This window comes from Streptomyces sp. JLBG701 (assembly GCF_058544905.1).
Genome location: NZ_CM178588.1, coordinates 1,228,240 through 1,251,279, shown reverse-complemented (window position 1 = coordinate 1,251,279; position 23,040 = coordinate 1,228,240). Strand labels below are relative to the sequence as shown.

Annotated in this window: 23 protein-coding genes and 1 pseudogene; 11 read left to right on the top strand and 13 right to left on the bottom strand. The window is 70.8% G+C overall.

The genetic code is table 11. The features are described from left to right. Positions 1-22 precede the first annotated feature (22 nt). The 5 genes and pseudogenes from AC5DRG_RS05785 to AC5DRG_RS05765 all read left to right on the top strand — a co-directional run bounded on the left by AC5DRG_RS05785 (position 23) and on the right by AC5DRG_RS05765 (position 3,695). Positions 23-1,138, top strand: coding sequence for a Gfo/Idh/MocA family protein (locus AC5DRG_RS05785; RefSeq protein ID WP_491808554.1), 1,116 nt, complete (start codon positions 23-25; stop codon positions 1,136-1,138). Then, positions 1,135-2,073 (top strand): DUF6807 domain-containing protein, encoded by a 939-nt coding sequence (locus AC5DRG_RS05780; RefSeq protein WP_491808552.1) that lies wholly within the window; start codon positions 1,135-1,137, stop codon positions 2,071-2,073. The genes AC5DRG_RS05785 and AC5DRG_RS05780 overlap by 4 nt, the downstream gene beginning before the upstream one ends. Continuing rightward, positions 2,067-2,825 (top strand): cupin domain-containing protein, encoded by a 759-nt coding sequence (locus AC5DRG_RS05775; RefSeq protein ID WP_491808550.1) that lies wholly within the window; start codon positions 2,067-2,069, stop codon positions 2,823-2,825. The genes AC5DRG_RS05780 and AC5DRG_RS05775 overlap by 7 nt, the downstream gene beginning before the upstream one ends. Before the next feature lie 82 nt (positions 2,826-2,907). After that, a pseudogene (locus AC5DRG_RS05770) lies at positions 2,908-3,132 on the top strand (extracellular solute-binding protein); the annotation flags it as partial. Between the two features lie 152 nt (positions 3,133-3,284). Continuing rightward, entirely contained in the window at positions 3,285-3,695 is a 411-nt protein-coding gene (locus AC5DRG_RS05765; protein ID WP_491808548.1) for a VOC family protein, read from the top strand. On the opposite strand, the gene AC5DRG_RS05760 is transcribed toward AC5DRG_RS05765, so the two are convergent. Continuing rightward, complete coding sequence (locus AC5DRG_RS05760; RefSeq protein ID WP_491808546.1) at positions 3,692-4,177, bottom strand: DUF6174 domain-containing protein; 486 nt, start codon at positions 4,175-4,177, stop codon at positions 3,692-3,694. The genes AC5DRG_RS05765 and AC5DRG_RS05760 overlap by 4 nt on opposite strands. A 161-nt stretch (positions 4,178-4,338) precedes the next feature. Here AC5DRG_RS05760 and AC5DRG_RS05755 point away from each other — a divergent pair, with 161 nt between their 5' ends. After that, positions 4,339-4,836 (top strand): hypothetical protein, encoded by a 498-nt coding sequence (locus tag AC5DRG_RS05755; protein ID WP_491808544.1) that lies wholly within the window; start codon positions 4,339-4,341, stop codon positions 4,834-4,836. A 10-nt stretch (positions 4,837-4,846) separates the two neighbouring features. Here the strand turns inward: AC5DRG_RS05755 and AC5DRG_RS05750 are convergent, their stop codons facing one another. Continuing rightward, positions 4,847-5,983, bottom strand: coding sequence for an acyl-CoA dehydrogenase family protein (locus AC5DRG_RS05750; protein ID WP_491808542.1), 1,137 nt, complete (start codon positions 5,981-5,983; stop codon positions 4,847-4,849). A gap of 307 nt (positions 5,984-6,290) precedes the next feature. On the opposite strand from AC5DRG_RS05750, the gene AC5DRG_RS05745 reads away from it, so the two are divergent. Further along, on the top strand, positions 6,291-7,421 hold the full coding sequence (locus AC5DRG_RS05745) for a GNAT family N-acetyltransferase (protein ID WP_491808540.1): 1,131 nt from the start codon (positions 6,291-6,293) through the stop codon (positions 7,419-7,421). A 5-nt stretch (positions 7,422-7,426) separates the two neighbouring features. Continuing rightward, the gene (locus AC5DRG_RS05740) at positions 7,427-8,659 is read left to right on the top strand and encodes a DegT/DnrJ/EryC1/StrS family aminotransferase (RefSeq protein WP_491808538.1); all 1,233 of its coding nucleotides are present in this window, start codon (positions 7,427-7,429) and stop codon (positions 8,657-8,659) included. 46 nt (positions 8,660-8,705) lie between these two features. On the opposite strand, the gene AC5DRG_RS05735 is transcribed toward AC5DRG_RS05740, so the two are convergent. From AC5DRG_RS05735 to AC5DRG_RS05695, 9 genes are all read right to left on the bottom strand, one after another. Beyond that, positions 8,706-9,773: a glycerophosphodiester phosphodiesterase family protein gene (locus AC5DRG_RS05735; protein WP_491808536.1), complete on the bottom strand. Its 1,068-nt coding sequence runs from the start codon at positions 9,771-9,773 to the stop codon at positions 8,706-8,708. A 122-nt stretch (positions 9,774-9,895) separates the two neighbouring features. Further along, a complete protein-coding gene (locus tag AC5DRG_RS05730) occupies positions 9,896-11,731 on the bottom strand; it encodes a glycoside hydrolase family 15 protein (RefSeq protein WP_491808534.1) in 1,836 nt (611 codons plus the stop codon). 71 nt (positions 11,732-11,802) lie between these two features. Next, positions 11,803-12,540, bottom strand: coding sequence for a class II aldolase/adducin family protein (locus AC5DRG_RS05725; protein WP_491808532.1), 738 nt, complete (start codon positions 12,538-12,540; stop codon positions 11,803-11,805). A 1-nt stretch (position 12,541) separates the two neighbouring features. After that, complete coding sequence (locus AC5DRG_RS05720; protein ID WP_491808530.1) at positions 12,542-13,705, bottom strand: aromatic ring-hydroxylating oxygenase subunit alpha; 1,164 nt, start codon at positions 13,703-13,705, stop codon at positions 12,542-12,544. Beyond that, positions 13,702-14,559: a sugar phosphate isomerase/epimerase family protein gene (locus AC5DRG_RS05715; protein WP_491808528.1), complete on the bottom strand. Its 858-nt coding sequence runs from the start codon at positions 14,557-14,559 to the stop codon at positions 13,702-13,704. The genes AC5DRG_RS05720 and AC5DRG_RS05715 overlap by 4 nt, the downstream gene beginning before the upstream one ends. Further along, complete coding sequence (locus AC5DRG_RS05710) at positions 14,556-15,623, bottom strand: ABC transporter ATP-binding protein (RefSeq protein WP_491808526.1); 1,068 nt, start codon at positions 15,621-15,623, stop codon at positions 14,556-14,558. The genes AC5DRG_RS05715 and AC5DRG_RS05710 overlap by 4 nt, the downstream gene beginning before the upstream one ends. Beyond that, on the bottom strand, positions 15,620-16,453 hold the full coding sequence (locus AC5DRG_RS05705) for an ABC transporter permease (RefSeq protein ID WP_491808524.1): 834 nt from the start codon (positions 16,451-16,453) through the stop codon (positions 15,620-15,622). The genes AC5DRG_RS05710 and AC5DRG_RS05705 overlap by 4 nt, the downstream gene beginning before the upstream one ends. After that, entirely contained in the window at positions 16,453-17,313 is an 861-nt protein-coding gene (locus tag AC5DRG_RS05700) for an ABC transporter permease (protein ID WP_491808522.1), read from the bottom strand. The genes AC5DRG_RS05705 and AC5DRG_RS05700 overlap by 1 nt, the downstream gene beginning before the upstream one ends. Continuing rightward, positions 17,310-18,470: an extracellular solute-binding protein gene (locus AC5DRG_RS05695; RefSeq protein ID WP_491808520.1), complete on the bottom strand. Its 1,161-nt coding sequence runs from the start codon at positions 18,468-18,470 to the stop codon at positions 17,310-17,312. Before AC5DRG_RS05695 ends, AC5DRG_RS05700 begins: the two co-directional genes overlap by 4 nt. Positions 18,471-18,611: 141 nt before the next feature. Here AC5DRG_RS05695 and AC5DRG_RS05690 point away from each other — a divergent pair, with 141 nt between their 5' ends. Next, complete coding sequence (locus AC5DRG_RS05690; protein WP_491808518.1) at positions 18,612-19,520, top strand: Lrp/AsnC family transcriptional regulator; 909 nt, start codon at positions 18,612-18,614, stop codon at positions 19,518-19,520. 89 nt (positions 19,521-19,609) lie between these two features. Here the strand turns inward: AC5DRG_RS05690 and AC5DRG_RS05685 are convergent, their stop codons facing one another. Further along, on the bottom strand, positions 19,610-20,389 hold the full coding sequence (locus AC5DRG_RS05685) for a DeoR/GlpR family DNA-binding transcription regulator (RefSeq protein ID WP_491808516.1): 780 nt from the start codon (positions 20,387-20,389) through the stop codon (positions 19,610-19,612). A 133-nt stretch (positions 20,390-20,522) separates the two neighbouring features. Here AC5DRG_RS05685 and AC5DRG_RS05680 point away from each other — a divergent pair, with 133 nt between their 5' ends. Further along, on the top strand, positions 20,523-21,404 hold the full coding sequence (locus AC5DRG_RS05680; RefSeq protein ID WP_491808514.1) for an SIS domain-containing protein: 882 nt from the start codon (positions 20,523-20,525) through the stop codon (positions 21,402-21,404). A gap of 16 nt (positions 21,405-21,420) precedes the next feature. After that, on the top strand, positions 21,421-22,272 hold the full coding sequence (locus AC5DRG_RS05675; RefSeq protein WP_491808512.1) for a class II fructose-bisphosphate aldolase: 852 nt from the start codon (positions 21,421-21,423) through the stop codon (positions 22,270-22,272). Here AC5DRG_RS05675 and AC5DRG_RS05670 read toward each other — a convergent pair. Then, positions 22,250-23,023, bottom strand: a complete 774-nt coding sequence (locus AC5DRG_RS05670) for a class I SAM-dependent methyltransferase (protein ID WP_491808511.1) — start codon at positions 23,021-23,023, stop codon at positions 22,250-22,252. The two genes, AC5DRG_RS05675 and AC5DRG_RS05670, sit on opposite strands and share 23 nt — an antisense overlap. Between the last annotated feature and the right edge of the window lie 17 nt (positions 23,024-23,040).

Here is a 23,040-nt window from a genome sequence, read left to right as displayed (position 1 = left end):
CCACCGGCAGAGGAGGACCCCCATGTCCCCGCTCCCCGCCCGCCGCCGCGTCGCCGTGATCGGTACCGGTGCCATAGTCGGCGGCAGTCACCTGCCGGCGCTCAGAGCCCACTCCGACCGGGTGGAGCTCGTCGCCGCCGTCGACGTGGACCAGGACCGGCTCGACGCCTTCCGGGAGCTCGCGGGCGGCGAGGTCGCGGCGTACACATCGATGGGCGAAATGCTCGAAGCCATACGACCCGACCTGGTCCTCATCGGCACACCACCGTCCCTGCACCGGGAGCAGACGGTGGCCGCGCTGAAGGCGGATGCCTGGGTGCTGTGCGAGAAGCCGCTGTGCCTGTCGCTCGCCGAGTACGACGACATCGCGGCGACCGAGAAGTCGTCGGGGGCGTACGCGTCCGTGGTCTTCCAGCACCGCTACGGCTCCGGCGCCGTCCACGCCCGTGAGCTGATCGCGAGCGGGGAACTGGGTGCCCCGCTGGTCGCGCACTGCCAGACCACCTGGCACCGCGACGCCGCCTACTACGCGGTGCCGTGGCGCGGGCGGTGGGCCACCGAGGGCGGCGGACCGACGATGGGCCACGGCATCCACCAGTACGACCTGCTGCTGCACCTGCTCGGCGAGTGGGCCGAGTTGCGGGCCATGGCGGCACGTCTGGTCCACGACACCGAGAGCGAGGACGTCTCGACGGCCCTCGTCCGCTTCCGCAGCGGCGCCCTCGCCACCGTCGTCAACAGCGTGCTGTCCCCGGCCGAGGTCAGCCGCATCCGCGTCGACTGCGCCGACGCGACGGTCGAGCTCACCCACCTGTACGGGCACCGCAACGAGGACTGGGTCTACACCCCGGCCCCGCACGTCGCCTCCGAACGCGCGGCCGCCTGGCACACGCCCGCGGCGGACGTGCCCAGCTCGCACACGGCGCAACTCGGTGCTCTGCTCGACGCGTACGACAACGGTGTCAGGCCGCCCGGCAGCGGTCCCGACGCCCGCGCCACCCTCGAATTCGCCGCCGCCCTCTACAAGGCGGCGTGCACCGGGTTGCCGGTGCACGCCGGCGAGATCGGACCCGGCGACCCCTTCTACCCGGCCATGCACGGAGACCACCCCCACTGGGCCCCCAAGGAGCGCGCATGAGCATCCGAGTCAGCCACACGCACGGCGAGCACATCGCGGTCGCGGCGGCCGACGGCACCGAGATCCTCCGCTACGTGTACCGCCCCGACCCCGAGGCGTTCGAGTCCCGCAAGCCGTACGCCCACCCGGTGCGCACGCTCGCCGGACGCACCGTGACCGGCTACCGCCCCAGCGACCATCGCTGGCACAAGGGTCTGCAGATGACGGCGAGTCATCTGTCCGGCCAGAACTTCTGGGGCGGCAACTGCTATGTGCACGGCGAGGGTTACCTCGCCCTGCCCGATCGCGTCGGCTCGATGCGGCACGACGGGTTCACCGAATTCACGGTCGACGAGGAGCGGCTCGCCCTCACCGAGGCCCTCACCTGGGTCGCGAACCACGGCACGGAATGGGCGCGGGAAGAGCGCGGGCTCACCGTCCACTCGGTCGACGAGGAAGCCGGCGCCTGGGCCCTGGACTGGTCGATCCGGCTCACCAACACCCGCGGCGAACCCCTGGTCTTCGGCTCGCCGACCACCGCGGGCCGCGAGCTGGCCGGATACACCGGACTCCAGTGGCGCGGCCCCCGCGACTTCACCGGCGGCACCGCCTTCGGCCCAGAGCTCGACGGGGGAGCGGGCGCGGACGCGGGCAAGCTGATGGGCATCCAGGGCCCGTGGCTCGCCTACACCACCGAGCACGACGACGTCGACGCCCACTCCACACTCGTCTTCGCGCACGCCCCCGAGAACCTCGACCCCAAGTCCGCGATCCACGACTCCCACTGGTTCGTGCGCTCCGAGCCGATCCCGACGGTCGCGTTCTCCTGGGCGTTCTTCGAGGAGTTCGAGCTGCCGCCCGGCGAGTCGTTCGGCTACCGCTACCGGGTCGTCGTCGCCGACGGTGCCTGGGACCGCGACCGCGTCGGCACCTACCTGGAAGGCCTGTCGTGGTGACCGAGCCCAAGCCCGCCCTTCCGCACCCGCTGCCCGGCGCCATCGGCCTGTCCCACCTCAGCGCCTACGACTGGGAGGCCGCCGACGGGGTGTGCGGCGGCAGCCCGCATCTGCACCTGGTGTGCACGGAGGCATACGTCGTCACCGGCGGCCGGGGTGCGGTGCAGACGCTGAGCCCCGACGGCTACCGGGACATCCCGCTGGAGCCCGGCTCCGTCGCCTGGTTCACCCCGGGCACCGTGCACCGCATGGTGCAGGGCGGCGATCTGCGCATCACCGTGCTGATGCAGAACAGCGGTCTGCCCGAGGCCGGGGACGCCGTCTTCACCTTCCCGCCCGAGGTACTCGCCGACCCCGAGAGGTACGCGGCCGCGGCAGCGCTGCCGCCCGGTACCGGACCGGAGACGGCGGCAGCCGCACGGCGCCGCCGCGACCTGGCGGTGGAGGGCTATCTCGTCCTGCGTGAGGCCCTGGTCGCCGGGGACAGCGCCCCGTACGCGGAGTTCCAACGCGCCGCCGCCCGTCTCGTGCGCGACAAGGTGCCGGTGTGGCGCGAACTGTGGCGGGCCGGCGCGGTGGCTGCCGCCGAGCGCACCGGTGTCCAGCTCGACGCGCTGGAGAAGGGCGAGCCTCCCCACCTCGCCGAGGCGACCGCGTATCAGGCCGCTCCCACTCGGCTCGGTGGGTTCGGGATGTGCGGGCGCCGGGACGAGTACACGCTGCCCGGCACGACGTTGCCGTACGGGGACTAGTGAGCTGGTTGTGAGTTGGTTCGGCACCACGTGGGTTGCTTTCCGTACCACTTCGCGAGTTCGCATACGTCGTGGCGATTGGCTGCGATCTGCGAGGGGATCCGGGGAATCGGTCGGCGGCGGCCAGGCCGTGTTGCGCTACGCGTGGTGGGCCAATCCCGACCACGCGTAGCGCACCGAGCAGGCGGTCGCCCTGTTCGAGAAGCGCCATCCCAACGTGCGGGTGCAGGCGTCGTTCTCCAGCTACGACGCCTACAAACAGAAGCTCGCCGTCCAGGCCACGGGCGGCGACGCACCCGATGTGATGCCGCACACCTCCGAGATCGACCAGGAGCGAGAACCCGAGCGGGGTGAGCGCGGGCGGCTGTTTCCTCCTGGTGGTCCTCGTGGGCGGGCCGTTGTCAGTGGCCCGCGCTACGTTCCATGTGACCGGATTTCAGTCCCATCCCGGGAGGAAACATGGCCTCGCGCCTCAACCCGTACATCAGCTTCGACGGTGACGCCCGGCAGGCGATGGAGTTCTACAAGGAGGTCTTCGGCGGCACCCTGAACCTCAACACCTATGGCGAGTTCGGACAGAAGGACGCGCCGGAGGCCGACAAGATCATGCACGGCATGCTGGAGACCCCCAGCGGCTTCACCCTGATGGGCGCCGACGCCCCGCCCGGGATGCCGCACACCCCGGGCAACAACTTCTCCGTGAGCCTGAGCGGCGAGGACGACGCCGAGCTGCGCGGCTACTGGGAGAAACTGTCCGCCGACGGCTCCGTGGCCGTGCCCATGGAGAAGCAGATGTGGGGCGACGTGTTCGGCATGTGTACCGACCGCTTCGGCATCCCCTGGATGGTCAACATCGTCCAGCCGCGCTAGCTGTCCGCCGGCTCGTAGGCGCTGACGACGTACAGCGCTTCGTCGTCGATGGCGTTCTTCTCCCAGTCCAGCTCGATGCGGACCGGGTGTCCGTCGGGCGCGTACTCGGCCTCGGCCGTGTCCGCGTCGTCGGCGCGGGCCTGTTCGAGTTGCCTGAGCAGCGCGCCGAGAGTGGGGACGGCGTCCGGGGTCCGCTTCACCACCTGTCGGCCGCTCGCGTCGAGCCCGACCGCCTTGACCACCGCGCCGTCCCGCACGGTCACCCGGAACGTGCCGATCAGCGCCCGCTCCCCCTGGCTCGACATGAGCGTGTACGCGTACGAGGAGGGCTCCTCCCAGGCGGGGCCCTCACGCAGGGTGGAAGGCGCTGTTTCGGCCTTCACCGACGCGTCCTCTCCACCGCAGGCGGTGGCGGTCAGACCGGTGGTCGTCAGTACGACGGCGAGCAACACCGGCCGGGACAGGGAACGCACGGCAGCCATGGGAGGGCCCTTCTTCGCAGACGGTCCCTCCTATGACGCCTGGCGAGCCTCGAACGTTCGGCCCCGGCAGGCGGTGAACACCCGGCGGCGTCCACCCGTAACCCTTGCCGTACGCCTGTCCGTCCGCGCGGGCGGGAACAGCCTGGATACGGAGCAGCGACTTGCCCCAGCAGCAACCGCGATCGCGCACGGGTGGCCCCCGGTCCGCCGCCCGACTGGTGCGTGGCGCCGCACTCGCCGGAAGCCTGGCCCTCCTCCCGCTGGCGGCGGCCTGCAGTGGGGGTGAGGACGACACCGAATCGGACAGCAAGGCTTCACAGTCGTCGGCCGTCGAGGCGGGAGTCATCGCACCGGCGAAGGTCGAGGTCATCGCGAATCTGACGAGTTGTGAGGCCAGGATCCGGGTGGAGGCGGAGGAACTCCGTGAGGGCGTCTGCCACACCAAGGGCGGCGACTACCTCATCACCACCTTCCCCGAGGAGAAGTACAAGCAGGCCTGGCTGGACACCATCAGCATGTACCAGGGCAACTATCTGGTCGGATCCCGCTGGGTGATCAGCGGCCAGTCGAAGGTGCTCCGGCAGTTCCAGCCCAAGGTCGGCGGCACCATCGTCCACATGACCGGGATGGGCCCCACCCCCGCCCCGAGCGCGTCCTGATGTAAGTGCCCTACAGGAAGGGTGTGTTGGCGTCGAGCCCGGACAGGACCCGGCCGTACAGCTCCAGGTTGGTGGCCGGGTTCACGAACGAGTGGAGGCTCAGGGCGTGCAGATCGCGGACGGCCCGCTGGACGGGTACGTCCAGGTGGAGCGAGGACGCGCCGGACGCGGAGCCGATCAGGTCGACGGCCTCTTTGCACAGCCGCGTCACATAGCCGCTCTGGGCCCGGATCCGGGCCCGCTCCTCCTGCGAGTACGGTCGGCCGCTGTCGGCGCCGTCCTCGATCCGGGCCACGAACTCGGCGGTCAGCAGCTCGGCGCAGGAGATCTTCAGCGCCGCCTCGGCCGCCTGCAGATGGGTGATCGCCGCCTCGCTCTGGCGCTGGTAGAAGGTGTAGGTGATGCCCCGCCGGTGGATCCGTTCGGTGAACTCTGTCAGGGCGGATCGCGCCAGGCCGAGCGCGTTCGGCGCCGTCCAGGCACAGAACAGCAGCAGGACCGGCATCCGGTAGAAGGGGTCCTCGGCACTGGCCTTCGAGGGGAAGGCGCCGCCCAGCAGAGGCCCGATGGGAAGCACACGGTGGGCGGGCACCAGGACGTCGCGGGCGACGACGCTCGCACTGCCGCTGCCGGCCAGCCCCGAGACGTGCCAGTCGTCGAGGATCTCCAGGTCGGCCATCGGGACGGCGGTCCACAGCACCTCGGGCGGCCCGTCACCGGAGTCAACACGGGCCGTCAGAAGGTGCCAGTCGGCGTACTGGCAGCCGGTGGCGAATCCGGAGGTGCCGTTGACCACGTAACCGGCGTCCGTCGCCACCGCCGTAGCGTCCGGAATGAGCGTGCCGCCCACCCGTATGTCGGGGCCGGTGAAGATCTCGTCCTGCGCCTCGTCGGGGAAGAGCGCCGCGATGAACGCGCAGCCCGCCTGGATCAACGCCATGAACGCGGCCGAACCACAGGCGGCGGCGACCTCGGCGATCGCGTCGACCTGGGTGTGCAGCGGGGTCTGGTAACCGCCGTACCGCCGGGGGATGTTCATCCGGAAGATCCCCGCGTCCGTCAGCGCCGCGACGACCTCGGGTGTCACCCGCCGCTCCCGCTCGGCCCGCAGTGCGTGCTCACGGACCAACGGCCCCAGCGCCCGCACGCGTTCGACTAAATCGGCTTCGGAACGAGACGCTGACGACGCAGCCATGGACGACCGCCCTCCGGGCACGACGAGCCCTCACCGTGACCCGAAACGCCCGCACTGTCAATGGAATCCGGCTTCCTCCACCGCGGCAGCCCTCTTGACAGCGTGCGTACTGTTTCGCGACGTTTGAGCCCCGCCGAAAACTCGGATATCGGTCATCGTCCGGAAACGAACGGCTACCGGCGTGGATCGGCGGGGATGCTCGAAAGAGTGGCTGGACGCGGGCGCCGCGTCATGGGGGGAGCTGTCGATCGTGCGATCCATGAGCAGGAGACCGGATGCCTCGGCAGAGGCGGACATCACCGTCCACAGATCCGACGAGCTGAGCGCGTCGGTGCGGGCCGCCTGGCACCGGGCGATGGACGAGTCGCCCGAGTACGCGAACCCTTTCCTGGCACCGGAGTTCGCGCTCGGCGTCGGCAGGCACCGGGGCGGGGTGCGGGTGGCGGTGCTGCGTGAGGGCGGGGAGCCCGTGGGCTTCTTCCCCTACGAGCGCAACTCGTTGGGCGTCGGCAGAGCCGTCGGCCTCGGACTTTCCGACTGCCAGGCCCTCGTACACCTTCCCGGGGTGACGTGGGACGCCCAGGAACTGCTGCGGGCCTGCGGGCTTTCCATCCTGGAGTTCGACCATCTCGTCGAGGAACAGAAACCGTTCGGCAGATACGTCACCGGGACCTTCGCCTCACCCGTGATCGACCTCAAGCCCGGCGACAGCGGCTATGCGGAATGGCTGCGCGGCGCGTATCCCGGGCAGGCCAAGACGACGCTGAAGAAGGAACGCCGCCTGGGGCGCGACATCGGCGAGGTGCGGTTCGTCTTCGACGAGCGCGACCCGCGGATGCTGCACCGGCTCATGCAGTGGAAGTCCGCCCAGTACCGCAGAACGGGACGGATGGACCGGTTCGCGCGGCCGTGGATCGTCGACCTGGTGGACGATCTCTTCCAGGTCCGTGAGGAGCACTTCACCGGCGTACTGTCCGTGCTGTACGCGGGTGACCGGCCGGTGGCCGCCCACTTCGGACCGAGGTCGCGCTCCGTGCTCGCGGCCTGGTTCACGGCGTACGACCCCGAGTTCCAGCGGTACTCGCCCGGGCTGATGATGCACCTGAGGACGGCCGAGGCGGCGAGTCGGGGCGGCGTGAGCCTGCTGGATCTGGGGCGCGGCGACAAGGAGTACAAGGACTGGCTCAAGACCCGTGAACTGCGCGTGGGTGAGGGGTTCGCGACCCGCCCCCATCCGGTGGCGGCGGTGCACCGGCTGTGGCGCAGACCGGTGCGGGGCCTGCGCAACACGGTCCTGGCCCATCCCGGGCTGCGGCGGCCGGCCGACCGGCTGCTGAAGACGGTCGGCACGCTGACCACGTCGCGCCGGGCGGACTCCGGAAGGAAGTAGTGACCATGCCGTACGGATCGCGGCTCGCCGCGATGATGGCACGGCGACTCGGTCGCGAGTGCGTCTACACCCCCTCGGCGCGGCTGGCCCTGTACCTGGCCCTGAGGCGCTGGTGCCGGCCGGGCGCACGGGTCCTGATGTCGCCGGTGACCGACGACGTGATCCTCTTCGTGGTCCTCGCGGCCGGCCTGCGCCCGGTCCAGGCCCCCGTGTCCCTGGGGGACGGCAACATCGACCCGGCCGCCGTACCAGAGGCGACCTGGCGGAGCGTGGACGCCGTCCTGACCTCGAACCTGTACGGGATGCCCGACCGCGTCGTCGAACTGCGCCGTCGGTGCGCGGAGTTGGGGATCCCCCTGTTCGAGGACGCGGCACACGCGATCGGCACGCATGTGGACGGACAGCCGATCGGGACCTTCGGGAAAGCGGCGGCGTTCAGCCTCTCGAAGCACGTGGCGGGGATGGCCGGCGGCTTCCTCGCCGTCGAGGACGCCCGCACCCGGCGGGAGTTGGAGCGGCTGCGCGACGACCTCCTGGTGCCGCGCCGCCTGGCCGACGACCTGGCCACCACCCTGCGCCCCCTGGCACGATCCACCGTGCGCGGCCTCCACCTGGTCCGGCCCGTGTGGCGCACGATGCAGCGCCTGGGCCTGCTGGAACGCGACGACTTCCGCATGGCCCTGCACGCGCCCCGCCTCTCCGGCTGCGCCCACCAGGCACCGAGCCTGCCCGCCTACGAACCATGGGTCCGAGTCGACCTGCACGGCTTCCGCAACCGCCACGGCCCCCTGGTACGCGGCCAGTTGCTGCTCCGGACGGCCCGCCTCGACCAGGACCTGGCCCGGCGCAGGGCCGGCGTCACGCTGCTCTCGGGCACCGACTGGGCGTCCCAGGCACTGCGCGACCGCACGGCCCACGACGGCCCCCCGCCCCTCTTCCGGGTACCGCTCCTGGTCCACGACCGCGACACCCTCGTAGAACGGCTGGTCCGGCACGGCGTCGTCTCCGGCTACGTCTACGACCCACCCCTCGACGACTACGCGGGCGCGGAGTTCGTCGACCCGTCCCCCGACCCGACGGCCGCCCGCTGGTTCGCCTCCCACGTACTCCCGGCCGACCCCCTCCTGGCCCGCACCATCATCAGAGCCCTGACGAAGGAGCGGGCGACCACCGCGTTCCCCACCCTGACCCTGGCGGAGTCACGGCCCGGCACCCGGCCGGATGTCGGCGGTGCGTGAGAGCGACAGACGTGCCGACAAGGGGTGGAGGCGACCCGTCCGGGAATCAGCGCGGCTGGTAGGCCTTGGGCAGACGCATCCCCCGGTCGGCCATGATCTGGCGTACACGGTTGGGGTAGTTGGTGATGATGCCGTCCACGCCCATGTCCATCAGGGCCTCCACCGTGGCCGGATCGTCGCAGGTCCACGGCACGACCTTCAGGCCCCGGGCATGGGCCTCGGAGATCATGGCCGCGTCGGGGTAGAAGCGGAAGCCCGGGTCACCGACCTTGCCGCTCTGCGGGAAGCCGTAGTTGGGGGAGAGGGTCCGTACGCCGGGGATGGTGGCGGCGGCCTTCACGAAGTCGCCGTCGTAGTCGTCGGCGTCGATCCCGCCGAGCCAGGGAGAGGCACCCGGCCGGCCGACCTGGAGGAAGTCGTAGTTGGTGAGCGCCACCAGGGGCCAGCGGGGCGCGAGCCGGTGCATCGCCTTGAGCGCGCCCCAGTCGAAGGACTGGATGGTGACCTGGCGCTCGATGCCCGACGCGTGGATCTCCTCGTAGACCCGGCGCACGAACAGCTCACGCGGCGCGGTCTGTTCGGGCGCGCCCGCCTCGACCTTCGTCTCGATGTTGAGGGTGACCTGCTTGGCCCGGTAGCTCTTGACCAGGTTCAGGACGTCCTTGAGCTCGGCCATCCGGAAACCGTGGATCACTTCCTGCTCGGGGAAGCCGGGCAGCTGCTGGTAGCCGCAGTCCATGGTCTTGATCTGGGCCAGGGTCAGGTCCTTGATGTACTTCCCGACGTACGGGAACATCGGGTCGCCCGCGGTGACCGGCGCCGTGTCACGGCATTTCTGCGCGCTGACCTGGCGGTCGTGGGTGACGACGACCTTCTCGTCCTTGGTGATCTGGGTGTCCAGCTCCAGGGTGGAGACCCCCAGGCTCATCGCCTTGCCGAATCCCTCCAGGGACTCCTCGGTGGTCATGCCGATGCCGCCGCGGTGGGCCTGCAGGTCGAAGTGGGTCTTCCGGGGCGGCACGCCGGGTCCGTGGCCCGTCGTCGCGTGGGCGGCCACCGGCAGGGCGAACACCGGCACCAGGGCCAGGCCGGCGAGGAAATGTCTTGCGGACATCGCAACCTCACTCGTGTTGGGGTGGGCAACGTGCGAGCAACCCCAAGACGGTAGTGGGGACTTGAGCGTCCGCGAAGGCATCGACGTGATGCCGCTGTGAACGGTCGGGGAACGCGGGCCCGTCAGCCCAGCGCGCGGTCCAGGTTGAAGGCCGCGCTGATCAGCGCGAGGTGGGTGAAGGCCTGCGGGAAGTTGCCCTGTTGCTCGCCGGTGTGGCTGATCTCCTCGGCGTACAGGCCGAGATGGTTGGCGTAGGTGAGCATCTTCTCGAAGGCCAGGCGGGCCTCGTCGAGCCGTCCGGCGTGGACCAGGGCCTCGACGTACCAGAAGGAGCAGATCGAGAACGTGCCCTCGTCGCCGCGCAGTCCGTCCGGGCTGGCCAGTGGGTCGTAGCGGTAGACCAGCGAGTCCGATACCAGTTCCTCGGTGAGGGCGTCGAGGGTGGAGAGCCACTTGGGGTCGGTGGGGGCGATGAACTTGGTCAGCGGCATCATCAGCACGGACGCGTCGAGCACGTCGCCGTCCTCGTGCTGGACGAAGGCGCGGCGCGTCTTCGACCAGCCGCGGCTCATGATCCGGCGGTAGATCGTGTCGCGGCACTGCCGCCAGCGGGGCAGGTCGGCGGGCAGGCCGCGCCGGTTGGCCATGCGGATGGCCCGTTCGATGGCCACCCAGCACATCAGCCGCGAGTAGAGGAAGTTCTTGCGGCCGCCGCGGGTCTCCCAGATGCCCTCGTCGGGCTGGTCCCAGTGCTCGCAGACCCACTCCACCAGCGCGCACACGTCGTCCCACTGGTCGCTGGAGACGGGCTGCGCCCACTTGTCGTAGAGGTAGATCGAGTCGATGAGGGCGCCGTAGATGTCGAGTTGGAGCTGGTCGGCGGCGGCGTTGCCGATCCTCACCGGGGCGGACGCGCGGTGTCCTTCGAGGTGGTCCAGTTCGCGCTCGGGGAGGTCGGTGCGGCCGTCGATGCCATACATGATCTGCAGTGGGCCGGAGTGTCCGCCGTCGCCCGGGCTGACGTGCCGGGTCACGAACTTCATGAACGCCTCGGCCTCGCCGGTGAAGCCGAGGCGCAACAGGGCGTAGACGCAGAAGGCGGCGTCACGGACCCACACGTACCGGTAGTCCCAGTTGCGTTCGCCGCCGAGCTGTTCGGGCAGGCTCGTCGTCGGCGCGGCCACGATCGCGCCGGTCGGCGCGTAGGTGAGCAGCTTCAGGGTGAGGGCGGAGCGGTGGACCATCTCCCGCCACCGGCCTCGGTACTTGGAGGCGGACAGCCAGCGCCGCCAGTACGCCACCGTGGTCGCGAACTGCTCCTCTGCCTCGATGCGCGCGCAGCGGCGCGGCTCGACGTCGCCGCCGAGCTGGTCCAGCGCGAACACCGCCGACTCGCCCTCGCCGAGCTTGAAGTCGGCGCGCGCGTCGAGGCCGTCGGCTTCCAGGGGCACGGTGGAGGTCAGCGCGAGCGTCAGGTCGGCGGACTCGAAGACCGCGACCTCGCCCGCCATGCGGAGGGTGTGCGGCTGTGCGCCGTAGTCGAAGCGTGGCGCCACGCGCGTGCGGAACGGGATGGAGCCGCGCACGCACACGACACGCCGGATCAGCCGGTGGCGCTCCGTCTCGACCGGCCCGCCGTTGACGGGCATGAAGTCCTGTACCTCTCCGACGCCGTCCTCGGTGTAGAAGCGGGTGATCAGGACGTTGGTGTCGGGGAAGTAGAACTGTTTGGTCTTCGCCGGGACGACCGCGGCGAGCTCGAAGGAGCCGCCGCGCTCCGCGTCGAGGATCGCGCCGAAGACGCTCGGGGCGTCGAAGGCCGGGCAGCAGTACCAGTCGATGGTTCCGTCGGTACCCACCAGGGCCACGCTGCGCAGGTCACCGATCAGCCCGTGCTCGGCGATCGGCAGATACCGCGAGGCCCCGGGGGCGTCCTGGTCACTGGATGTCTCCGCCATGACAGCCTCCCTGGCCCAGCACGCGCTCCGTACCCCCAGACTAGGCGCAATGGGACAGAGAGGTGTCGATCTCAGTCCTTGTAGTCGGGAGCGACCCGGTCCAGCAGGCGCAGCAGTGCCGCCCAGGCCAGATCGTAGGCGTCGTCGTCCGTGAGGTCGGCGACGTCCTCGCCCGCGAGCTGGCGTGCCGTGTACTCGGCGACCTCCGGCGACGGCAGCACCAGCGGGCCGCCGGCCTGGGCGGTGGTCTGGATCTCGCAGGCCTTCTCCAGGTAGTACATGCGCAGGAAGGCCTGGGCCGCACTCGCGCCTACGGTGAGCAGGCCGTGGTTGCGCAGGATCATCACCGGGCGGTCCCCGAGGTCCTCCGCCAGGCGCTTCTGCTCGGCGAGGTTGAGGGCGACGCCCTCGTAGTCGTGGTAGGCGACCCGGTCGTAGAACTCCATCGCCATCTGGCTCACCGGCAGCAGCCCGCCGCTCTGCGCGGCCACCGCGCAGCCGGCCTTCGTGTGGGTGTGCAGCACGCACTGGGCGTCAGGGCGGGCTGCGTGGATCGCGCTGTGGATGACGAAGCCCGCCGGGTTGACCCGGTACGGGGTCGGTTCGACGGGCTGTCCGGCGAGGTCGATCTTCACCAGGGAGGAGGCGGTGATCTCCTCGAAGAGCAGGCCGTAGGGGTTGATCAGGAAGTGGTGCTCGGGGCCCGGCAGCCGCAGCGAGATGTGCGTGAAGATCAGGTCAGACATCCGGAAGTGCGCCACCAGCCGGTAGACGGCGGCCAGTTGGCGCCGCAGTTCCACTTCTTCCACGTCACTGCTCCTTCTCGGCGAGGGTGTCGGCGATCAGTTTCTGGAAGCGTGCCGTGATCTGGTCCCAGTGCGCCACCAGGTGGTTGCGGTCGGCGCCGGGGGAATGCCGGCCCTGCTGGAGCGAGCGGAGCACCGGCAGATCCTGGTCGTTGACCTCGAACAGCACCTCGCACAGGTTCTTGCGCGCGGTGTCGTACGTCGCCGTCGCGGCCCCGGCCGCCACGAACACCGCCATGTGCTCGGCCGTACGGTCCGGCGCGACCGGCTCCAGGGCGATCACCTGGAAGAAGTCGGCCTCGATGAACAGCAGGGCGTTGGGGAACACGCAGAAGATGTCCTGCTGGTCACGCAACTCGACGGGCACCTCACCGAGAAGGGGGAGTGCGGCAGTGCCGGAGCCGCCCGCCGCGGTCTGCCCGGAGGCCTTGGCGGCGGCGCCGCGCGGGTAGTAGCCGCCGACGATCTCCGGCGACAGCACCCGGTCCTCGATGTCCAGCAGGGTCGCCGCCGGTCCGACCTGCGGATGCACGAACGGCAGATGATAGAAGTCGAGGAAGTTCTCCACGACCAGCTTCCAGTTGGCGTCGATGTCGTACGCCCGCTCCTCCGCGAGATGCACCGCATTCAGGTCGTACGACGCCCAGCGCGCCGCCAGTGGACCGAGCAACTCCTCGACCGTGTCGGTGGGTTCGCCGAGGTGGACGAAGACCATGCCGGCCCACTCGCTGTGCGCGACGGGCAACAGACCCAACTGCTCACGTACTTCGGGATCGGGGCCGGAGCCCTTCGTGCGGTCCCAGTAGGGGGTGCCGCACAGCGAGCCGTCCAGGTTGAACGTCCAGAAGTGGTACGGACAGCGCAACCGGCCCCGGGTGCTGGGCTGTTCGGAGAGCACGATCCCGCGGTGCCGGCAGACGTTGTGGAAGACCCGCAGGGTTCCCTCGCGATCGCGGATCAGCAGCAGCGGGCGGCCGGCCACACTGATCGGCCGCGAGCTGCCCGGCTTGTCCACCCAGTGGCTGAACCCGGCCCACACCCAACGGCGTTCGAAGATCAGCCGGCGTTCGGCGTCGAAGACGTCCTGGTCCGTGTAGGCGCTGGCGGGGAGGAAGCTGGTACCGGCCGGGTGTCCGTCCAGGGGGCCCGTCGCCTGCCTGACGGTCATCGTGCTTCCTCCGTCTTCTCCGTCTTCACGAACAGCTCCTCGGCCCACGACTTGAGCAGCAGCGCCTCCCTCCAACGGTCCGACAGCTCCTCGCCGTCGGCGCCTGTGATGGCGTACGGCGTCGTCCCGAGCTCGCACAGGAAGACCAGGTCGGCGTCCTCCGCCGACCGTGTGCGCCAGGACCGTATGGCCCGCTCCCACCAGCCCCGGAACCGCTCCACCTGCGCCCTGTGCTGCGCGAACTCCAGCGGAACCTGGACCTGTTCACGGGTGGCGACCCTGCCCTGCAGCGACGCCCCGCGCTCCAGCAGCCGACCGATCATGGCGTCCACGCGAGGCTCAGGAATGTCCGGCAGCTCGTTGCCTACGACGTAGTGCGACAGGTCCAGCGAGAGCGGTACGTCCGGCATCTCCCGCACCAACCGGTCGGTGAACGCGAGGTCGTTGGTGAGGGTGTAGCGGTGTGTCTCCAGCTGGAAGCCGAAGCCGGCCGCCTCCGTCTCCTTGCGCCAGCCGCGCACCAGCTCCGCCGCGTCGGCGGGGTCGTCCGGGAACAACTGGCCGCACACCACGACGAGTTCGGCACCGACGGTCGTCGCGTACTCCAGGCTCGACGCGAGCGGACTGCGCTCGTTGACGAAGGCGGTCACCAAGGAGCGCAGGCCCGACGCCCGCAGCAGCGGCGCCACGGCGTCGGCGGTCGGTGCCTCACGGGCGTACAAGTCGAGCCCCACGCCCACGAATCCGGCCTCGGCGATCCGCTCGACCCGCTCTTCGAGACTCCACGGGCGTGCGGACCGCCAGGGCAGGCCCTCCATCGCCCACAGTGACTGGAACACGGAGAGGGTTCTCACGGGGCCACCTCCACGTGGCCCGCGGGGACCGGCTCGTCGGCGGGTGCCGCCGGTTCGCTGAGGGTGCGTGCCCCGGGTCCCCGGTACCGCAGGCCGACCGGTTCGCCGACCGCGGGCACGGTGCCGCCGGCCGGCACGGTCACCACCAGCGGCTTCGCGCACCCGGCCACGGTCACCGTGACGCGCGTACGCGGCCCTTGGAACACGACCCCCTCGACCGTGCCGGGCACGGCATCCGGGTCCTCGGTGAGGGCGAGGTCCTCCGGCCGGATCACCGTGGACCCGTCCGGCGCGCCCTCGACGGGCACCCCGAGTGCCTCGACGCGTCCGCCGTCCACCGGCAGCAGGTTCGCCTCGCCCAGGAACTGCGCCACGAACGGCGTGGCCGGGCGGTGGTACACCTCCTCCGGTGTGCCGATCTGCTCGATGCGGCCGCCGTTCATGATGGCGACCAGGTCGGACATGGACAGCGCCTCGGTCTGGTCGTGGGTGACGGCGACGGTCGTGGTGCCCGTCTCCCGCTGGATGCGCCCGAGTTCGTACTGCATCGCCTCCCGCAACTGCTTGTCGAGGGCTGCCAGCGGCTCGTCGAGGAGCAGCAGCGCGGGCTCGTACACGAGGGCCCGGGCCAGCGCGACGCGCTGCTGCTGGCCGCCGCTGAGCGACTGCACCCGCCGGTCGCCGGTCTCGGGCAGTCGTACGAGGTCCAGGGCCTGCGCCACCCGCTCACGCCGCTCCTGCTTGGGCAACTTCCTTGCCAGTAGCGGAAATTCGACGTTCTGGGCGACCGTGCGGTGCGGGAAGAGGGCGTAGTTCTGGAACACCACGCCGACGCCGCGCTTCTCCGGCGGTATGCCGGTCAGGGGCAGACCACCCAGCAGGACGCTGCCGGAGGTCGCCTCGGTGAACCCGGCCAGCACGTTCAGGGTGGTCGTCTTGCCGCTGCCGCTGGGGCCCAGAAGGGTGACGAATGAACCGGCGGGCACCGTGAGGCTCACGTCCCGCAGGATCGGGGCGCCGCCCAGGCTCACGTTCAGGGCGTCGATCTCCACGGACACACTCATCGGTTCCTCCTCGGACGGCCAGGGAGAGTACGGGGGCGGCCCAGCAGCACGGTGAGCCCCAGCAGCGCCACCGCCATGCCCATCACCAGCGTGCTGACCGCGGCGATCGCGGGCGAGGCCTGCTGCGCCGCGTCCAGCCACAGCAGGGTCGGCAGGGTCTCCTCGCCGGGCGGGGCCAGGTAGTAGGAGAGGACGGACTCGTCGAAGCAGAGCCCGAAGGCGAGCGCCGCGCTGCCCGCGATACTCCGTGCCACCAGCGGGAGTTCGACCCGCCACAGCACCGACGGCCAGCCGTGCCCCAGGCTCCGGGCGGCGTGGGACAGCGCGGGGTCGACCTTGCTCAGCCCCGCCGACACCGACAGGTACACCAGCGGTACGGCGAGGGTGGCCTGGCCCAGGATCAAGGTGCGGATGCCCGCGCTGCCGCCCAGGTCGTCGACGGCCAGGAACAGGCCGAGCGCCAGCACCAGCGGCGGTACCACCATCGGGGCGAGCAGGACGGTCCTCAGCAGACGGGCGCCCCGGCGGACGCGGCGCAGCGCGAGGGCCGCGCCGGTGCCCGCGAGCACCGCGAGGACCGTCGCCGTACCGGCCGTGTAGAGGGACTGTCCGAAGGCCGCCTGCCAGTCGGCGTCGGTGAACACGTCCGTCAGCCAGCGCAGGGAGAAACCGGAGGGCGGGAAGGTCAGATAGCGGTCCGCGCTGAACGCGATCGGCACGATCGCCAGCAGCGGGGCCAGCAGAAAGAGCGCGGTGAGCACGCCGATCGCCGCCACCCAGGGTGCCAACCGCCGCAAGGAGCCCCGGAGTTCCGTCGTCACCTCGTCCATCAGACGCGCTCCCACTGCTCGCTGATGCGGAAGAACCGGTCGGCGACCAGATACAGGCCCAGCGTCGCGACCAGCAGCACGACACCCATGGCCGCCGCCCCGCCCAGGCTCTGCATCCGCCCGAACTCGGTGCCGATCACGATCGCCGTCACCTGGCTGGACGGACCGCCCAGGAAGGCCGGAGTGACATAGAAACCGAGCGACATCACGAACACGATGACGGCCCCGGCCACCGCCCCCGGACCCAGCGCCGGAAGCACCACCGTCCGCAGCACCAGCCACTCGCCCGCGCCCAGACTCCGGGCCGCGCGCAGCTGCGCCGGGTCCAGGGAGCGCAGCGCCGCGTACACCGGCAGCACCATGTACGGCAGCATGATGTGGACCATCGCCGGGACCAGCCCGGGCAGCGTCTGGTAGAGGCCGAGCCCGTCCTGGGAGAGCCCGAGGGCCTCGGCGAGCGCGTCGAGGGCGCCCTGCGGTTGCAGCACCAGGACCCAGCCGTACGTCCGCACCAGCAGCGAGATCCAGAACGTCAGGAACAGCACGCCGAACAGCACCCGGCTCACCGTCTTGCGGGCCAGGCCCAGGGAGAGGGCGTACAGGATGCCGAGGACACCCGTGCAGACCGTGACGAGCGCCGCCAGCCACAGGGTGCGCCAAGCCGCGCGCAGGAACAGGTCGTTGCGGAAGGGCTCGGCGAACATGCCCACCGGACCGTGGTCCGCGCTGCCGGCCACGACCACGGCGACCAGCGGCCCTGCGAGCCCGAACAGCAGCAGGGCCAGCGGCGGCAGGAACAGCCAGCGGGCGCCTCCCGAACTCCTGGCCCGGACCGGCGACTTGGTGAGGACGGCCGTCATGCGCCCACCCACGCCGTGAACTTCTCCACGTACGTCGCATCGGTCTTGCCCAGATAGTCGACATCCACGCTGAGCTGCTTGGCCACGTTGTCCGGTGCGCTCGGAGTGAGCGCCAACTGCTTGTCGGACAGCAGGTCCAGGGCCTTGGAGACGGTCGGTCCGAGATAGATCTTCTTCGACATGAGCGCTTGCTGCTCGGGTGTCGACATGTAGTCGAGCAGCGCGTTGGCCGCGTCAGCGTGCTGCGGGTTCTGCGGCATCGTGAACGAGCTCCAGGGGTAGAGCATCGCGTCCTGGAAGGTGAAGTCGACCGGCTTGCGGTCGTTCTTGAGCTGGATCAGGCGGGCACTGGAGGTGGCGATCATCGAGGCGCTGCCCTGTGCCATGTACTGCTGGCCTTGGGCGTAGGTGTCGTAGAAGATCATGTCCGACTTCAGCTCGTCGAGCTTGGCGATCGCGCGGTCGAAGTCGAGGGGGTAGACCTTGTCCTTCGCGACGCCGTCCGCGAGCAGGGCCAGCTCGAAGGCGCCCATGTAGAGGGACTTGGGGAAGGCGCGCTTGCCGGGGAACTTCTTGGTGTCGAAGAAGTCGGCCCAACTCGTGGGCGTGGCATCGAGTTCGGTGGACCAGCCCATCACCTGGCTCCAGGCGTAACCGCCGGCGCAGTAGTCCTGGTAGGCCTTCGGGACGAGGTCGCAGCGGCGCACCCAGTCCGCCAGCTTGCCGGGTGCCGTGCCGCCGGCGATCAGCCCGGCCACCGAGTACCCGTCGAAGTCGATCAGGTCCCAGGCCGGGCTCGAACTGTCCAGCATCGAAAGGAACTTGCCGTAGTCCCAGGCCGCCTGGACCACGCGCGCGCCGGAGACGTCGGAGTACGGATCGAAGCACTGCTTCTGGCGTATCTCGTACGTCTCACCGCCGAACCCGGCGAGGACCACCTGACGCGATCTGATCCGCGGCCATTCGGCGTCGACGTCGGCCGGCGCGGAGGCGGAACCGGTCAACGCGCCGCCGCCCTTGTCCGAGCCGCACGCGGAGAGCAGGGCGGGTGCGGCGAGAGCGCCGCCCGCAGCCCACAGGGCCCGGGACATGAACTGGCGGCGCGAGACCGTGGAGGAAGGGGAGGAGGGGGAGGACGTGACGGGAGGGCGGGACATGGGACCTCCGACGGATTGGCTTCGGAACCGGGATAGCGCGGTTGAAGTGGAAGTAGACTAGGACTGGAACTTCCGAAGTTGCGGTACCGAAATAATTCGGCCGCAGATACTTACGCGCAGGAAACACGGCCCGAGGACGGAATGACGCAGACCGTGCTGGACGCCACCGATCAGGCCCTGCTCGCAGAGGTCCGCCGCGACGGCCGCGTCACCTACGAGGCGCTCTCCCTGGCGCTCGGCATGTCACGCCCCGCCGCCCGCGCCCGCCTCCAGCGGCTGCTCGACGCGGGCGTCGTCAGCATCGTCGGCATCGTCCACCCGTCCGTCTTCGGCCTGACCGCGTACGCCCATGTCGCCGTCGACGTCGGCGGGCCCGTCCTGCCGGTCGCCGAGCAGGTCGGCGCGATGGACGACGCGGTCTACGTCTCGGCGGTCGCCGGGCGCTTCCCGCTCGTCGCCGAACTGCGCAGCGCCGACCAGGACGCCCTGGCCGCCGCGGTACGCCGGATCGCCGCGCTGCCCGGCGTGCGCGACACCCGGACCGCCGTCTACACGGCGATCGTCCAGCACGCCCACTTCCCGCCCGGCACCTTCCAGTCGACCGCGGTCGACGCGCTGGACCGGGCCCTGATGGAGCGGCTCCAGCGGGACGGCCGTACGCCCTTCGCCGAACTCGGCGCCGCCGTCGGCCTGTCCACCAGCGCGACCCGCACCCGGGTGCTGCGCCTGCTCGAATCGGGTGCCGTGCACATCGGCGCCCACGTCCGGCCCGACGCGCTCGGCGCGACCCGGCTGAGCGGCTTCCAGCTCTCCCTCGACGGGGAGCGCTCGGCCCAAGCCCTCGCCGTGGTCGGGGAGTTGGACGAGGTGGAGTACCTCGCCCAGACCATCGGCCGCTGCGACGCCATCGGCACGGCCGCGAGCCACTCGGCCGAAGGCGAACTGCGGCTGCTGGAAACGCTGCGGGGCGTACCGGGCGTGCGCTCGGTGGAGTCCTGGACGCATCTGCGCCTGCTCAAAGAGGACTACGTCCCACCGCGCGCCGACTGAGGGTCCCGGCTGCCGTGCGCCGGCCGAGGGTCCCGGCTGCCGTGCGCCGGCCGAGGGGCCGGTCAGGCGCGCGTTGGCCGAGGGTCTCGTCAGACGGTGACGACCCCGACCCCCGCCTCCTCGAACCGCCGCACCATCTCCTGGTCGACCGCCGTGTCCGTGACCAGCGTGTCCACCGACTCGGCCGCGCAGATCCGGGCGAACGCCCGCCGGCCCAGCTTGCTGGAATCGGCGGCCACGACCACGCGCTCGGCACGCTCGCACAGCAGCCGGTTGATCGCGGCCTCCGCCTCGTCGTGCGCCGCCGCGCCATGGGTGACGTCGAAGGCGACCACCCCGAGCACCGCCACGTCGATCGTGATCTGGCTGAGCACACCGTCCGCGAGCGGTCCGACGAGTTCGTACGAGGACGGGCGCGCGACCCCGCCGGTGACCACGATCTTGAACTGGGGCCGTACGGCAAGCTCGTTGGCGATGTTGAGCGCGTTGGTGACGACGGTCAGTGCGGGTGAACCGGACGTGAGGTCAGCGCGCACGGCCAGGGCACGGGCCACCTCCGTGGTGGTCGTACCGCCGGTCAGGCCGACCGCTTCCCCGGGTGCGACGAGATCCGCCACCGCCTTGGCGATGCGCTGCTTCTCGGAGGCGTGCCGGGCCGTCTTGTAGCGCAGCGGCAGCTCGTACGACACCCCGTGCACGACCGCGCCGCCCCTCGTGCGCACCAGCATCTGCTGCTCGGCGAGCTGGTCGAAGTCACGCCGGATCGTCGCGGCCGACACCGCGAGATCGGCCGCCGCCTCCTCGACGTCCAGCCGGCCGCGCTCGACGAGCAGCTCCAGCAGCGCCTTCCAGCGGGCGTCGCGCGACATCCGCGCCCTCCGTCTCCCTGATCGTTCCTCGATCTCCTGGCGAGATTAGCGCACCCTATCCCTCTCCGAATGCTTGATTGTGCTCGAAAGCTCGCTATATCTTGCAAGAAACGTCAACCAGGGGGGGCGCGGCATGACCCATGTCGAGGACGAGCTGAACAGCCAGCCCGAGTGCTGGACGCGGGCCGCCTCGGAGGCGCCGGGGCACGCGGGTGTGCTGCCGGCGCCGGGGGAGCGGGTCGCGATCGTGGGGTGCGGGACGTCGTACTTCATGGCGCAGGCCGTCGCCGCACTGCGCGAGGGGGCGGGCCGGGGCGAGACCGACGCCTTCGCCGCGTCCGAGTTCCCGCACGGCCGCTCCTACGACCGTGTCGTCGCCCTCACCCGTTCTGGCACCACCACCGAAGTACTGGAATTGCTGGGGCAGTTGAGCGGGCGCACGCGCACGACCGCCATCACCGCCGACCCGAACACGCCCGTCGTGGCGGCTGCCGACGACCTCGTCGTGCTCGACTTCGCGGACGAACGGTCCGTCGTACAGACGCGGTTCGCGACCACCGCGCTCACGCTGCTCCGCGCCCACCTGGGACTGCACACCGATGCCGTCGTCGCCGACGCGCGCACCGCGCTCGCGGCCCCGTTGCCCCAAGGGCTCGTCGACTGCACGCAGTTCACCTTCCTCGGCCGGGGCTGGACCGTGGGCCTGGCCAACGAGGCCGGACTGAAGATGCGCGAGGCCTCCCTGTCGTGGACCGAGGCGTACCCGGCGATGGAGTACCGGCACGGGCCCATCAGCATCACCACCGGGGGTACCGCGACGTGGATGTTGGGGGAGGCGCCGGAGGGGCTCGCAGAGCAGGTGCGGGCGACGGGCGGGTTGTGGGTCGAGGGTGGTCTCGACCCGCTCGCCGAACTGGTCCGCGCTCAGCGGCTCGCCGTAGCGGTTGCCGCCGCGCGCGGCCTCGACCCGGACCGGCCGCGCCATCTGACCCGTTCGGTGATCCTCGCCCCCTGATCCGGAAGGAGCCGTCGTGCCCCTCGCAGCAACCGGCGAGCTGGTCACCCGGGCCGCCGCGGCCCACTCCGCCGTCGCCGCCTTCAACGTCATCACCCTGGAGCACGTCGAAGCCGTCATAGCCGGCGCCGAATCGGTCGACACGCCCGTCGTCCTCCAAGTCAGCGAGAACGCCGTCAAGTTCCGCTACGGACGACTGCTCCCGCTCGCCCGCGCCGCCGTCGCCGCCGCCGAACGCGCCGCCGTGCCCGTCGCGTTGCACCTCGACCATGTGCAGAGCGACGCGCTGCTGCGTCAGGCCGCCGGTGCCGGATTCAGCTCCGTGATGTACGACGCCGCCCGCCTGCCCTACACGGAGAACCTCGCCGCGACCAGGGCCGCCGCCGACTGGTCACATGCCCAAGGGCTGTGGATCGAGGCCGAGTTGGGGGAGGTCGGCGGCAAAAACGGCGAGCCGCCGCTCGACCCCCACTCACCCGGCGCCCGCACCGACCCCGCCCAGGCCCGCGCCTTCGTCGCCGACACCGGCGTGGACGCCCTCGCCGTGGCCGTCGGCAGCTCGCATGCCATGACCACACGGACGGCCACCCTCGACCACGACCTGCTCAAACGGCTCGCCGCGGCAGTGGACGTACCCCTCGTCCTGCACGGCTCTTCGGGAGTACCCGACGACGAACTGACCGCGGCCGTCGCGGGCGGCATCGCCAAGGTGAACGTCGGCACCGCCCTCAACCTCGCCATGACCAGCGCCATCAGGGAGTTCCTCGCAGCCCACCCCGAGGCGGTCGACTCGCGCAAGTACCTCAGCGTGGGGCGGGAGGCGATGGCACGGGCGGTGGCGCGGATCATCCGGGTGCTGCTGCGGTGAGCACCGGCTGGTAGTACCCCGTGGCGGCGGGGCCGTGCCAGGTGACGTCGGTGAAACCGGCCGCGGTCACGAACTCCGTCAACTGCCGCCGGGTCAGGGCCCAGTGGACGGTCCGGCGCACCCGGACACTCCAGGCGTCGCCCTCGGGGACGAGCTGGAAATGCTCCAGGTCGTAGCGTTCGCCGTCCTCGTGCCAGTGCCACAGCTGAAAGGTGATCGCCTTGCCGCCGGAGAGGTGCGAGACCTGGGGAGGCATCGCCGCGGGCCTGGTCCGGCGGGCCTCGTCGTAGTCCCGGACGGTGAGCACCAGCAGTCCGCCTTGCCGCAGCACCCGCCGCATGTTCAGGAGCGCAGCCTCGACATCGGGCGCCGACAGCAGATGCGTGAGCGCGTTGTCGGCGCACAGGACGACGTCGAAGGTGGACGCCGGGAACGGCAGCCGGCGCATGTCCGCGGCGGCCGCCGGAAGACGCAGGCCACGGGAGGCGGCCTCGGCGACCGCGCGCGCCACGGCCACGGGACTCAGGTCACTGCCGACGACCCGATGCCCGGCCCCCGCCAGCCCGATCGCCTGGGTACCGATCCCGCACGAACAGTCCAGGACCCGGTGCGCTGCCGCCCCGAGCCGCCGCCGGAGCACCTCGTCCAGCACCGCCGCCTGGCGCGCCATGCTCGCGTTCCAGTCCGGGAAGATCAGGTGGTAGTCGGGGGCCAGCTCGTCGTAGAAGTCCCTCACGGACGCGTCGGACACACCCCCACGGTAGCCCG

Excerpts from the sequence above, each read along its gene's own strand:
- AC5DRG_RS05760 (WP_491808546.1), bottom strand. The coding sequence starts at position 4,177 with ATGGCTGCCGTGCGTTCCCTGTCCCGGCCGGTGTTGCTCGCCGTCGTA.
- AC5DRG_RS05690 (WP_491808518.1), top strand. The coding sequence starts at position 18,612 with ATGACGCAGACCGTGCTGGACGCCACCGATCAGGCCCTGCTCGCAGAG.
- AC5DRG_RS05695 (WP_491808520.1), bottom strand. The coding sequence starts at position 18,470 with ATGTCCCGCCCTCCCGTCACGTCCTCCCCCTCCTCCCCTTCCTCCACG.
- AC5DRG_RS05685 (WP_491808516.1), bottom strand. The coding sequence starts at position 20,389 with ATGTCGCGCGACGCCCGCTGGAAGGCGCTGCTGGAGCTGCTCGTCGAG.
- AC5DRG_RS05705 (WP_491808524.1), bottom strand. The coding sequence starts at position 16,453 with ATGGACGAGGTGACGACGGAACTCCGGGGCTCCTTGCGGCGGTTGGCA.
- AC5DRG_RS05735 (WP_491808536.1), bottom strand. The coding sequence starts at position 9,773 with ATGTCCGCAAGACATTTCCTCGCCGGCCTGGCCCTGGTGCCGGTGTTC.
- AC5DRG_RS05730 (WP_491808534.1), bottom strand. The coding sequence starts at position 11,731 with ATGGCGGAGACATCCAGTGACCAGGACGCCCCCGGGGCCTCGCGGTAT.
- AC5DRG_RS05720 (WP_491808530.1), bottom strand. The coding sequence starts at position 13,705 with ATGACCGTCAGGCAGGCGACGGGCCCCCTGGACGGACACCCGGCCGGT.
- AC5DRG_RS05680 (WP_491808514.1), top strand. The coding sequence starts at position 20,523 with ATGACCCATGTCGAGGACGAGCTGAACAGCCAGCCCGAGTGCTGGACG.
- AC5DRG_RS05780 (WP_491808552.1), top strand. The coding sequence starts at position 1,135 with ATGAGCATCCGAGTCAGCCACACGCACGGCGAGCACATCGCGGTCGCG.
- AC5DRG_RS05700 (WP_491808522.1), bottom strand. The coding sequence starts at position 17,313 with ATGACGGCCGTCCTCACCAAGTCGCCGGTCCGGGCCAGGAGTTCGGGA.
- AC5DRG_RS05745 (WP_491808540.1), top strand. The coding sequence starts at position 6,291 with ATGAGCAGGAGACCGGATGCCTCGGCAGAGGCGGACATCACCGTCCAC.
- AC5DRG_RS05740 (WP_491808538.1), top strand. The coding sequence starts at position 7,427 with ATGCCGTACGGATCGCGGCTCGCCGCGATGATGGCACGGCGACTCGGT.
- AC5DRG_RS05765 (WP_491808548.1), top strand. The coding sequence starts at position 3,285 with ATGGCCTCGCGCCTCAACCCGTACATCAGCTTCGACGGTGACGCCCGG.
- AC5DRG_RS05785 (WP_491808554.1), top strand. The coding sequence starts at position 23 with ATGTCCCCGCTCCCCGCCCGCCGCCGCGTCGCCGTGATCGGTACCGGT.
- AC5DRG_RS05710 (WP_491808526.1), bottom strand. The coding sequence starts at position 15,623 with ATGAGTGTGTCCGTGGAGATCGACGCCCTGAACGTGAGCCTGGGCGGC.